This window comes from Actinacidiphila acididurans, from assembly GCF_016918855.1.
GTDB classification, from domain to species: domain Bacteria; phylum Actinomycetota; class Actinomycetes; order Streptomycetales; family Streptomycetaceae; genus Actinacidiphila; species Actinacidiphila acididurans.
The window spans coordinates 93,321-106,370 of the sequence record NZ_JADKYB010000024.1; the positions used below are offsets into that span (position 1 = coordinate 93,321).

Consider the following 13,050-nt stretch of genomic DNA (forward strand, 5'->3'; position numbering starts at 1 on the left):
GTCGCGCTCGTCACCGAGGTCGTCACCGAGCCGCCCGGGCCGCATCGGGCTCCGTGCCGGCCCGGGCCGAATCCGGGCGCGCGTCCGTCGGCGCCGGGCCCGGAATTGGGTCAGCCGGTGTGCCCGGCTGCGGGTCGGCTTGCGCGTTCGTCGGCGCCGGGCCCGGCTTCGGGTCCGTCGGTGTGTCGGTCCGCGGCTCCGGTTGCGTGTCGGTCCGCGGGTCCGTCCGAGTGCCGGTCCGCGGGGCGGGTCGAGCGTCCGTTCGCGTCTCCGACCGTACGGCCCGTACGCGCTCCCGCAGTTGCGACACCGTGAGTTCCGGGTGCCGCGCGACGAGCTCCAGCAGCCGCGGCCACTGCCGGACGAGCGCGCCCATGACCGGCGGCGCGATGCGGTCCGGCGCGTACACCCACAGGCCGCGCAGCTCGCCCTCGACCTCGCGGGCCACGAGGTAGAGATCGAGATTGTGCGGCTCGATCGCGGCGACCAGCTCCGGGAGCGGGGTCTCGTCGCCGACCCGCACGTCCAGCGGCGCCACCTCGAGCCCCGCCAGGGTCAGCGAATTGCCCGGCACGCCGAGCATGTTGAGCATCACGCGCAGCGGCAACTGGTTGCCCTCGCCCACCACGCCGTCGTGCACCATCGCGCGCACCGGCACGTTCTGGTGGGAATACGCGTCGAGTTCGCCCTGGAGCACCCGCTGGACCAGCTCGTGGAAGGTCGGGTCGTCCGCCATCCGCGACCGGTTCAGCACGATGTTGATGAACGGGCCGACCATGGACCTGGTCTCGGGCCGTTCGCGGCCGGCCAGCGGGTGGCTCACCGCGATGTCGGTGGCGCCCGAGTACGTGTGCAGCAGCACGTGGAACGCCGACATCAGCACCATGAACGGGGTCACGCCCGCGCGGCGGGCGGCCTCCCGTACCGACGACATGATCCGGGCGCCGACGACGAAGCTGTGGCTGTAGCCCTCGACGACATCGTCGAGCTGGTGGGCGGGCGCGTCGAAGTCGAGCGTGCGCGCCGCACCGTCCAGCTCCTTGCGCCAGTGTTCGACGTGCTCGTCGAGCGCGCCGCTCGCCAGCAGCCCCTGCTCCCAGGCCGCGTAGTCCAGGTGCTGGACCGGCACGTCGGGCAACGTCGGCCGCCGTCCCGCCGAGTGGGCCGCGTACAGCTCCGACAACTCGTTGCCGATCACGAGGAATCCCCAGTGGTCCACCAGGATGTGGTGGGCGACGAGGACCAGCGCGTGCTCCTGGTCGGCGAGCCGCACGAGCAGACCGCGGACGAGGTTCCCGTCCTCGACGCGGAACGGCCGCCGGGTCTGCGCGGTGAGCAGTTCGCGCAGCTTCTCGCGCTGGACCCGCCCCTGGTACGCGCCCAGGTCGACGGTGTCGACCGGCCACGCGGGCCTGCCGTCGGCGAACTGAAGGGTGGCCGAACCGCGTTGGACGTAGCGGGTGCGCAGGATGTCGTGCCGCGTCACCAGGTCGTCCAGCGCGCGGCGCAGTGCCGTGGCGTCGAGGTCGCCGCGCAGGCGCCACGCGGTGATGACGCCGTGGTGCGCGTGGTTCGGGCCCACCGGCTGGAGCAGGAACTCCAGTTGCCCGAAGGACAGCCCGACGCCGTCGCCGCGGTCGGCCCGGGGGATCGGCGCGTGCAGGAGGTCGGCCGCGCCGGCGGCCACGGCGCGCTCGCCGCCGCCGTGCTCCTCGAGGTCTTCGAAGAAGGGCTCGACCACCCCGTCCTCGACCGCGCGGGCGCACCGGGCGATGGCGCGCAGCGCGTCGAACCAGGCGTCCGCGAGCTCGCGGACCTCGTCCTCCGCCAGCAGCGAATTCGCCCAGCTCCAGTTGGCCACCAGCCGCGGACCGTCCGGCCCGTCCTGGGTGACGGCGTTGACCTCGAGCGGGTACGGCAGCGGGCGGCCGCCGGTGGCGCCGGGCACGGTGTCGTCCCGCAGCGGCAGCCACGGCGTCCCGGCGTCGGTGACGGGTACACGGCCGAGGTAGTTGAACAGCAGTTGTGGCGCGGGCAGTTCGGCGAGCAGCGGCGCGGTGCCCGGGTCGAGCCAGCGCAGCGGCCCGTAGCCGAGGCCGCGTTCCGGGACCGCCCGCACCTGACGGCCGGTGCGGGTGACCGCTGCGGCCAGCTCGCCGCCGGCCCGGGTCACGTCGTCCCAGGGCAGCGCGGCGCAGTCGAGGCGGACCGGGTGGACACTCGTGAACCAGCCCACCGTACGGGACAGGTCGGTGCCGTCGACCAGGTGCTCGTGCCGGCCGTGGCTCTCCACGTCCACCGTCACCGGACCGGCACCGCTGTCGTTTCCCCCCGGCCGGCGGGCGCGCCACCGCCCGGCGGCGAGCCCGAGAGCGGTCAGCAGCACGTCCTGGATGCCGCCGCGGAACACCGCGGGCACCGGCCCGAGCAGCGGCGCGGTGTCCTCGACCGGCAGGGTCACCGACAGGCGTCCCTCGGTGCCGGTGACATCGCGGTCCCGGTCCGGCTCCCCGGCCACCAGCGGCACCGCGTCCCGCAGGATGCCCTGCCACAACGGGCGTTCGGCGCGGTGCCGTGCGACGGCCTCGGCGGAGGCGACCCGGGCCGCCCAGCCGCGCAGTGACGTCGCCACCGGCGCGAGAGCCGGCGGCCGGCCCGCGGCCACCGCGTCCCACGCGACGGCCAGGTCGGTCAGCAGGATCCGCCACGACACGCCGTCGACGGCGAAGTGGTGCACCGCGAGCAGCAGCCTGCCCGCGCGCCCGGCCCCCGCGTCGAACCACACCGGCTGGAGCATCGCGCCCTCGGCCGGGTCGAGCCGCCGCTTGGCGGCAGCCGTCTCCTCGGCGATCAGCGCCCGCGCGTCGACGCCGGCCAGCCCGCTGATGTCCACCCGGCGCAGGACGTCCGCGACCCGCACCGTGCCGGGCTCGTCCGCGTACAGCGACCACCGCCCGTCGGGGCCGACCACCAGCCGGGTGCGCAGCGCGTCGTGCCGGTCCACCACCGCCTGGAGCGCCGCGGTCAGCCGGTCCGCGTCCACGTCGTACGGCAGGCCGACGGTCGCGGACAGGTCGAAGCCGACCACCGAGCCGCCCAACTGCCGCTGCCGTTCGACCACGGGCAGCAGCGGGATCTCGCCGGTGCCGACGTCCGCCACGCCCACCGCGCCCGCCCCGGTGTCCCCAGCCTGGTCGGCCGTCCTCGCGACCTGGGCGAGGCCGGCCACCGTCTGCTGGGTGAACACGTCCCGGACGGTGAACACCAGCCCGGCCGTGCGGGCCCGGGCGACCAGTTCGGTGGCCTGGATGCTGTCCCCGCCCAGGTCGAAGAAGCCGGTCTCCGCGCCGACTTCGGGCACCGCGAGCACCTCGGCGAACACCGCGCCGAGGGTCCGCTCGACCGGTGTCGCCGCCGCCCGGGACGCGGTGCCGGCGACGGGATCCGGCGCGGGCAGCGCGCGGCGGTCGAGCTTTCCGTTGCCGGTCAGCGGGAAGGCGTCGAGTACGGTCACCACGGCCGGCACCATGTACTGCGGCAGCCGCTCCGCCACGAACGACCGCAACTCGGCGGGCTCGGCACGCGCGCCGTCGGCGAGTACGACGTAGCCGACGAGGTCCTTGCCGCCGCCGGACTTCTCCCGTACCACCACGACCGCGTCCGCCACGGCCGGGTGCGCGCCGAGCGCGTTCTCGATCTCGCCCGGCTCGATGCGGAAGCCGCGGATCTTCACCTGCGCGTCGGTCCGGCCCAGGTACTCGATGCGCCCGTCCGCGCGCCAGCGGACCAGGTCGCCGGTCCGGTACATCCGGCTGCCGGGCGGGCCGTAGGGACTGGCGGTGAACCGCTGCGCGGTCAGCCCGGGCTGACCGAGGTAGCCGCGGGCCAGCCCCGACCCGGCGAGGTACAGCTCACCGGGGACGCCGGGCGGCACCGGCCGCAGCCGCTCGTCGAGCACGTACGCGCGGGTGTCGTCCATCGGCGTGCCGATCGGCACGGTGCCGTCGGTCACGTCGCGGGTGCTGTGCAGGACGGCGAACGTCGTCGTCTCGGTCGGCCCGTAGCCGTTGGTGAGCACCGTCCGCGGCCACGCGCCCAGCGCCCTGGCGACCACGCGGGGCGACAGGGCCTCGCCGCCGGCCATCACCTCGCGCATCCCGGCCAGCGCCGCCGGGTCGCGCTCGACCAGCAGGTTGAACAGCGCGGCCGTGAAGAAGGCGGAGGTGACGCCGCGTTCGGCGATGGTGCGCAGCAGCAGGTCCGGGTCGAGTTCACCGGCCGGCGCGACGACCACCTCGCCGCCGGACAGCAGCGGCACCCACAGCTCGTACGTGGAGGCGTCGAACGCGCTCGGGGCGTGCATCAGTACGCGGCTGTGATTGCCGCCCCGCCACACGTGGTCGGCGGCCAGGCTCGCCACGTTGCGGTGGGTGACCGCCACGCCCTTCGGCCGCCCGGTCGAGCCAGAGGTGTACATGACGTACGCCATCCGGTCCGGCCCGCCGGCGGGCGCCGCGAGGGGGGCGGCGCCGTACGTCGCACCGTCCGCGTCGGCCAGTACGCCGCCCACGTCGAGTACGCGCAGGCCGTCGACGGTCGGGTGCGCCGGCCCGGCCCCGTCCACGAGCAGTACGGTCGCCGCGGTGTCGGTCATGATCAGCCGCATGCGGGAGGCGGGATAGCGGGGGTCCAGCGGAACGTACACGCCACCGGCCTTGAGCACCGCGAGGATCGCCACGGGCAGCCGTACGGAGCGCTCCATGAGCAGGCACACCGCGTCCTCGGCGCCGCCGGCGCCGATCCCCAGTCCGCGCAGCCGCACCGCGAGCCGGTCCGCGGCCGCGGCGAGTTCACGGTAGGTCAGCCGCTCGTCGCCGCAGCTGACCGCGACGGCGTCCGGGGTGCGGGCCGCCTGCGTCTCGAACAGCTCGGGCAGCCCGGCCGCGGGCGCCGCACCGTCCGTGCCGTTCCACTCCTCCAGCACGCGGTGCCGCTCGGCCGGGGTGAGCAGGTCGACGTCGCCGATCGGCCGGTCCGGGTCGGCGATCATCGCCAGCAGGACCTGGCGCAGCCGGCGCAGCATCGTACGCACCGTGTCCGCGTCGAAGACGTCGGCGTTGTACTCGATGCCGCCGTCGATGCCGCCGGGCGTGCCGTCGCCCGCCAGGTGCTCGTGCAGCAGGAACACCAGGTCCATCCGCGCGGTGCCGGTGCTCATCACCAGCGGCGCCACCTCGACCCCGGGCAGGTCCAGGGCCTGGTCGGTGACGGTCTGCCAGGACAGCATGACCTGGACCAGCGGGTGGTGCGCCATCGACCGGGCCGGCCGCAGGCTGTCCACGAGGGCGTCGAACGGGATGTCCCGGTGGGCGAGCGCGTCGAGGGTGCGTTCCCGTACCGCCCCGAGCAGGTCCCGGAACGTCCCGCGGTCCGGGACTTCCGTGCGCAGCACCAGGGTGTTGGTGAAGAAGCCGATCAGGTTCTCGGCGGCCTGGTCGTCGCGTCCGGCGGTCGCCACGCCGATGGGGACGTCCGCACCGGCGCCGAGCCGGCCGAGCAGCACCGCCAGCGCCGCGTCGAGCACCATGAACATGCTCACGTCGCAGGCACGGGCCAGGCGGGCCAGTCCTTCGTGCAGGTCCGCGTCCCAGCGGAAGGTGAGCGTGTCCCCGTCGTGGGACGCCTCGGCCGGGTAGGGCCGGTCGACCGGAAGGGCGATCCGTTCCGGCAGGTCGTCCAGGGCGCCGCGCCAGTACGCCAGTTGGCGCGACCACGCGCTCTCCGGGTCGTCCGGCGCGCCGAGGTACTCGCGCTGCCACACGGCGTAGTCGGCGTACTGCACCGGCAGCGGCGCCCAGCGTGGCGCGTGGCCGGCCAGCCGCGCGCGGTAGGCGACGGCCAGGTCGTGCCGCAGCGGCGCCAGCGACCAGCCGTCGGAGGCGATGTGGTGGACGACGAGGGCGAGCACATGCGTGTCGGGGCCGACCGCGAACAGCTCCGCGTGCAGCGGAATCTCCGTGGCCAGGTCGAACGGGTGCCGGACCGCGCCGGCCACCGCGGCATTCAGGCCGGCGTCGTCGACCTCGGTCACCGGCAGCGCGGGCCGCGCCTGTTCGGGATCGAGGACCTGCTGGTACGCGGTCGTGCCGGTGTCCGGGAAAACGGTCCGCAGCGACTCGTGGCGCGCGACGACGTCGGCGAGGGCCGCGCGCAGGGCGGCCACGTCCAGCGCACCGGTGAGGCGCAGCACCACCGGGAGGTTGTACGTGGGGGAGGGGCCCTCCATCCGGTGCAGGAACCACAGCCGCCGCTGGGCGAAGGACAGCGGCAGCGGCTCGGGCCGGGGCATCGGGCGCAGCGCGGGGCGCGTGTCGTCGCCGCCCTGCCGCAGCAGCCCGGCCAGTTCGGCCACGGTCGGCTTCTCGAACAGGGCGCGCACCGGCACCTCGACGCCGAGCGTGCCGCGGATCCTCGCCACCAGCCGGGTGGCCAGCAGCGAGTGCCCGCCGAGGGCGAAGAAGCTGTCGTCGATGCCCACCCGGGGCACGTTCAGCACCTGGGCGAACAGCTCGCACAGGGCCTTCTCCTCGGCGTCGCGCGGGGCGGCGTACGGCGTCGCCGCCCGGGTCTCCTGCCCCAGGTCGGGCGCGGGCAGCGCGCCCCGGTCGGTCTTGCCGCTCGGGGTGCGCGGCAGCGCGTCCAGGAACACGAACGCGGACGGGACCATGTAGGCGGGGAGCTTGTCGGTCAGCGCGGCCCGCAGGTGCCGGCGCAGTTCATCGGCCGCACCCGCCGCCGGGTCCGGCACCACGTAGGCGACCAACCGCTTGTCGCCCGGCCGGTCCTCACGGACCACGACGGCCGATTCCCTGACCTGCTCCTGCCACATGAGCACGGACTCGATCTCGCCGAGCTCGATCCGGTAGCCGCGCAGCTTGACCTGGTGGTCGAGCCTGCCGAGGTAGTCCACCGTGCCGTCCACCCGGCGCCGCACCAGGTCGCCGGTGCGGTACAGGCGGTCGGCGAGGCCGGATGCGAACGGGTTGGCGACGAACTGCTTGGCCGTCAGCTCCGGCCGGCCGAGGTAGCCGCGGGCCAGTCCGGTGCCGCCGATGCACAGCTCGCCGGGGACGCCCGGTGGCACCGGACGGCCCTCGGGGTCGAGGATGTGCACCTCGGTGTTGGCGATCGGCCTGCCGATGGTGATCGTGTCGTCCACGACCCGGGTGCCCAGCGAGTAGATCGTGGTCTCGCTGGGGCCGTACATGTTCCACAGGTCCACGCCCTTGGCCAGCAGCCGCCGTGCCAGGTCGGGGGGCAGCGCCTCGCCGCAGATCAGCCCGCGCAGGCCCGCCGGACGGCCGGGCCAGCCGGCGTCCAGCAGCATCCGCCAGGTGGACGGGGTGGCCTGCATCATGGTCGCGCCGGTGGTGGCCATCTCCTCGGCCAGCAGCTTGCCGTCGGTGGCCACCTCGCGGGTGGCCAGCACCACCCGGGCACCCTCGACCAGCGGCAGCAGCAATTCCAGCGTCGCGATGTCGAACGACAGCGTGGTGACCGCGAGCAGGCTGTCGCCGGCGTCGATGCCCGGCCACTGCTTCATGGCCCAGAAGAGGTTGCGCAGCGCGCGGTGCGGCAGCTGGACGCCCTTCGGGCGCCCGGTGGAGCCCGACGTGTAGATCACATAGGCGAGGTCCCCGCCCTCGACCGGCTCGTCCAGGACCTCGGCGGACTCGGCGGCGAGCTCCTCGCCCAGCTCGTCCACGCACAGCGTCCGGGCCCCGGACTCCGGCAGGGCCGGTACCACCGAGCTCTGGGTGATCAGGACCGGCAGCCCGGCGTCCTCGATCATGAACGCCATACGGTCCTTCGGCAGTGCCGGGTCGACCGGCACGTACGCGCCGCCGGCCTTCAGCACGGCCAGGACCGCGACGACCATGTCGAGCGAGCGCTCCAGGCAGACCCCGACCAGCACGTCGCGCCCGACACCGAGGCCCTTCAGCCTGCGGGCCAGCCGGTTCGCGGCCGCGTCGAGTTCGGCGTAGGTGAGCGTCCGCCCCTGGCAGTACACCGCCTCGGCATCCGGTCGCAGGCGGGCCTGCTGCTCGAAGCGCTGGTGGGTGAGCAGTTCGTCGGGCCACTCGTGCCGGGTGTCCGCCCGTTCCGTGCGCTGCTCGCGCTCCTCGTCCTCGGTCAGCAGCGCCACGTCCAGGACCGGCTGCTCCGGATCGGCGAGCAGGTGGTCCAGCAGCACCTTCAGATGGCCGCCCATGCGGTCGATCGTGGCCGCGTCGAACAGCTCGGTGTTGTACTCGAACCAGCCGCCGAGCGCGTCACCCTGCTCGAACACCTGGAGTTCGAGGTCGAAGCGCGCGGTGGAGCTGGGCACGTCCATCATCTCGAAGCGCAGGCCCCCGACGCCGAACTCCGGCACCGGGATGTTCTGGTAGACGAAGGACACCTGGAAGACGGGGGAGCGCGACAGGTCCCGCTCCGGGCGCAGTTCCTCCACCAGCCGCTCGAACGGCGCCTCCTGGTGGGCGAAGGCATCCAGGGCCGCGCCGCGCACCCGGCCGAGCAGTTCGGTGAACGACGGATTGCCGGACACGTCGTTGCGGATCGCGAGCGTGTTGACGAAATAGCCGATGAGCCGCTCGACCTCGGACTGGCCGCGGTTGGCGACCGGCACGCCGACGACCACGTCCTCCTGCCTGCTGTACCGGTGCAGCAGGACGACGTAGGCGGCGAGCAGGGTCATGAACGGGGTGACGCCGGTGCGCCGGCTCAGTTCCCGCACGCCGTCCATCACGTGGGCGGGCAGGTGGAAGGGCCGGGAACTGCCGGCCGTGCCCAGGACCGCGGGCCGGGGCCGGTCGGTGGGCAGTTCGAGGATCGGCGCCGCCCCCTCCAGGGTCTTGCGCCAGTGCTCCAGCTCGGCCGCGAAGTCCGGGCCGGCCAGCTTCCTGCGCTGCCAGGCCGCGTAGTCGGCGTACTGCACCGGCAGTTCCGGCAGCTCGGCCGGGGTGCCGGTGAGGTGGCCCCGGTAGAGCGCGACCAGCTCGCCGAACAGTACCGACGTCGACCACAGGTCCGCGACGATGTGGTGCATGGTGAGCAGCAGCACGTGCTCGTCGTCGGCCAGGCGCAGGAACTTCATCCGCATGAGCGGCCCGGTGGCCAGGTCGAACGGGCGGGTGAACTCCTGGCGCGCCAGCTCCGTGATGCCCGCCTCGCCGGCGGGGCCGCGCAGGTGGCCGCACTCCTCGACGGTCGGCTCCAGCTCGCCGGTGTCGTGCACGACCTGCACCGGCTCGCCGTCCACCTCGTCGAACGTGGTGCGCAGCGACTCGTGCCTGCGGACGATGTCGGCGAGGCTGCGGCGCCACAGCTCCACGTCGAGCGGGCCGTGCACGCGTACCGCCGCCGGGATGTTGTACGCGGCGCTGCCCGGGTTGAGCTGGTCCAGGAACCACATGCGCGCCTGCGGGAAGGACGCGGGGAACCGCCGCTTGCGCGCCGGGGGCCGGCCGCCGCTCCGGTGGCGCAGCCGATCCGCCAGCAGCGCGCGTTTCTGCTCCGGTGTGAGGCTGGTCAGGTCGATGTCGGTCATGCGCGGTGCTCCTGATCGTCGGTCCCGGCGGTGCTCCGGCAGCGCGTACGCGATCGGCAGGACATTTCAGGTGCGGGTCGGCCCGCCTGCCGCGGGCCCTGAGCCGTACGTCATGGACAGCGGACCACCTGGGCCGCGTAGGACAGGCCGGCGCCGAAGCCGAGCAGCAGGACGGGAGCGCCGCTCGGCACCTCGCCGCGTTCGACGAGTTTCGACAGCGCCAGCGGGACGCTGGCGGCGGAGGTGTTGCCGGACTCGACGACATCCGTGGCGACGACGGCGTTCACCGCGCCGATCTGCCGGGCGATGCTTTCGATGATCCGCAGGTTGGCCTGGTGGGTGACGACGGCGCCGAGCTCGGCCAGGGCGACGCCGGCCCGCTCGCACGCCTGGCGGGCCAGCGGGGCCAGCGAGGTGATGGCCCACCGGTACACGGTGCCGCCGTCCTGCCGGAACAGCGCGGGCGGTCCGGCCGGTCCGGTGGTCTCCAGGGAGATGGCGTGCCCGCGCTGCGGATCGGAGCCCCACACCACCGGCCCGATGCCGTCCGGACCGGCGCCGGAGTCCGCGGCCACGACCGCGGCGCCGGCGCCGTCACCGAAGATGACGCTGGTGGAACGGTCCTGCCAGTCGAGGAAATCGCTCATCTTGTCCGCGCCGACCACCAGAGCCGTACGGCTGGTGCCGCCGCCGACCGCGAGGCCCGCCGTGGCCAGGGCGTAACAGAAGCCGGCGCAGGCTGCGTTGACGTCGAAGACGGCCGCGGCGGGAATGTCCAGCCGGCGGGCGACGCGCGCCGCGACGCTGGGCATACGGTCCACCGCCGTGCAGGTCGCCACGATGACCAGGTCGATGTCGGAGGCGTCGACGCCCGCCCGGGCGACGGCCTTCGCGGCGGCAGCGGCGGACATGTCGGCGACGCTCTCGTCCGCGGCGGCGATCCGGCGGGTGGCGATGCCGATCCGGGACCGGATCCACTCGTCGGAGGTGTCGACCAGGGCGGCGAGGTCGTCGTTGGTGACCACGCGGGCCGGCTGGTGGTGGGCGAGCGACAGGATCCGGGAGCCGGGAGAGGCGGCGGACACGAGTCCTCCAGGGGAGTCACGTACCGGACAGGGGACGCAGGCGCGGGCTAGACAGGGGTGGCGAGTGCCGCGGCGACGACGGACATGACCTCGGCCGCGGCGGAGTGCACGTAGAAGTGGCCGCCGGGCAGCACCCGCAGCCGGGCGCCGGCGGCGGACTGCCCGCGCCAGCCGTCCAGGTCCCGCACCGGCACCAGCGGGTCGTCGGTGCCGCCGAGGACGGTCACCGGCACCGGCAACGGCGGCTCCGGCAGGTACTCGTAGGTCTCCAGGGCCGAGAAGTCGGCCCTGATCGTGGGCAGCGTCAGCGCCATCAGTTCCCCGTCCTCGAGCACTTCGCGGGGTGTCCCGCCGAGCCGGCGCAGCTCGGCCACGACCTCCGCGTCGGGCGCCCCGTGGATCGGCGGCCGGGCGCGCGGGGTGCCCGGGGCGGCGGTCGCCGAGACGAACAGGTGGGCGGGCAGCGGCAGTCCGCGACGGCGCAGGGTCCGGGTCAGCTCGAAGCCGAGCAGGCCGCCCATGCTGTGCCCGAACACCGCGAAGGGCCGGTCCAGATACGGCGCGATCGCCGCGGCCAACGCACCGGCCAGCGGCCGCATCCGCAGGAACGGCGGCTCACCGAAGCGGCCGCCGCGGCCGGGCAGTTCCACCGGGCAGACCTGGATGTCGGCGGGCGCCAGGGCCGGCCAGTCACGGTAGGCGGCCGCGCTGCCGCCGGCGTAGGGCAGGCAGAACAGCCGGATCGCGGGCCCCGGTCCGGGCTCGCCGCGGCCGAACCACGGATTGCGCACGTCGCTCCTCCTTCGCCTCACGGCCGCCGGGGCCGCCGTCCCCGCGGCCCCGGCGGCCGGCACCGCCCGGTCCCGCCGGCTATTCCGCCGATCCTTCCGCCAGCCGCAAGGCGCCCGACGGGCAGCCCCGTACGGCCTCTTCGGCGTCCCCGATCCGCGCGTCCGCCGGCAGGGGTTGCAGCACCAGCACCGTTCCGTCCTTGTCCGACTGGTCGAACAGATCGGGCGCGGTCAGGGCGCACATGCCCGAGCCGACGCACACCTGCGGGTCGGCCGTGATACGCGTGGTCGGCATCGTCCCGGTCACCAGGCCACCGGCAGCCGGTGCACGCCGTAGATCGTCATGTTGTCGCGCATCGGGATGTCCGCCGGGTCGGCGTCCAGCCGCAGTTCCGGGAACTCCCGCAGCAGGGTGGTGAAGCCGACCCGCAGCTCCTGCCGGGCGAGCTGCTGGCCCAGGCACTGGTGGATGCCGTGGCTGAAGGTGAGGTGGCCGGCGGCGCGGCGGGTGACGTCGAGGGTGTCCGGGTCCGGGAACCGCTCGGGGTCGCGGTTGACGCTGGGCAGGTGGATCAGGGCGGTCTCACCCGCCTTGAGGGTCACGCCGGCGAGCTCCACGTCCTCGGTGGGGGTGCGCTGCACTCCGATGTGGACGATGGTGAGGTAGCGCAGCAACTCCTCGACCGCGTTCTCGACCAGTGCCTCGTCGGCGCGCAGCTTGGCGAGCTGCTCCGGCTCGCGCAGCAGCGTGTAGGTGCCCAGCGACAGCATGTTGGCGCTGGTCTCGTGGCCGGCGACCAGCAGCAGCAGAAGGACACCGAGGATCTCGGCCGGCTCGAGCTGTCCGCCGTGGATCAGGCGGGTGAGCAGGTCGTCGCCGGGCTGCTCGAGCTTGCCCATCGCGACCTCGCCGATGAGGCCGACGAGACCGTCCAGCACCGCCTTGGTCTCCTCCGGCTTCTTGTCCAGGCTCAGGGCCTGGGTGGACAGCTCCTCGAAGCGGGCGCGCGCCTCCTCGGGGATGCCCAGCAATTCGCAGATGACGTGCGCCGACATCGGCACGGAGAAGTCCTTGACGAGGTCGGCGGACCGCCCCTTGGCGCGCATGGCGGCCACCCGGCCGGCCGCGATCCGCTCGATCTGCGGCACCATCGTCTTCACCCGGCGCACGGTGAACTCGGCGGTGAGCAGCTTGCGGTAGCGGGTGTGCTCGGGCGGGTCCATGTGCTCGAACTGCGCGGGCGGCAGGTCCTTCTCCAGGTCGAAGTCGGTCGCCAGGTCCGAGGCGAAGGCCAGGTGCTTCTGGGCCGCCTTGGAGCTGAACCGGGAGTCGGCGAGGATCGTGCGGGCCTGTTCGTACCCGGTGACCACCCAGCCGCGGGCGCCGTCGGGGAACGTCATCGGCGCGATGGGCTCCTCGGCGCGCAGCTGCCCGAAGATCGCCGGCGGGTCGAGGGGGCGTTCCCGGACCTTGGGCAGGCCGTTGGTGAGGTAGGGGCAGACCATGTCGTTCATCGCGAGCCTTTCTTCGGTGGGCTGGAGTGCTGCGCCGGGAATGCCGCCC

The 13,050-nt window shown here is 74.0% G+C and carries 5 protein-coding genes; all 5 read right to left on the minus strand.

Features of this window, described 5'->3' with window-relative positions; translation table 11 throughout:
- Nucleotides 1-22: 22 nt before the first annotated feature.
- Nucleotides 23-9,610, minus strand: coding sequence for a non-ribosomal peptide synthetase (locus ITX44_RS33200; RefSeq protein WP_236062145.1), 9,588 nt, complete (start codon nt 9,608-9,610; stop codon nt 23-25).
- Nucleotides 9,611-9,720: 110 nt separating this feature from the next.
- Nucleotides 9,721-10,695 (minus strand): beta-ketoacyl-ACP synthase III, encoded by a 975-nt coding sequence (locus ITX44_RS33205; RefSeq protein ID WP_205362223.1) that lies wholly within the window; start codon nt 10,693-10,695, stop codon nt 9,721-9,723.
- A 47-nt stretch (nt 10,696-10,742) separates the two neighbouring features.
- Entirely contained in the window at nt 10,743-11,486 is a 744-nt protein-coding gene (locus ITX44_RS33210) for a thioesterase II family protein (protein WP_205362225.1), read from the minus strand.
- A gap of 79 nt (nt 11,487-11,565) precedes the next feature.
- On the minus strand, nt 11,566-11,781 hold the full coding sequence (locus tag ITX44_RS33215) for a ferredoxin (protein WP_205362227.1): 216 nt from the start codon (nt 11,779-11,781) through the stop codon (nt 11,566-11,568).
- Between the two features lie 8 nt (nt 11,782-11,789).
- Nucleotides 11,790-13,001: a cytochrome P450 gene (locus ITX44_RS33220; RefSeq protein ID WP_205362229.1), complete on the minus strand. Its 1,212-nt coding sequence runs from the start codon at nt 12,999-13,001 to the stop codon at nt 11,790-11,792.
- Between the last annotated feature and the right edge of the window lie 49 nt (nt 13,002-13,050).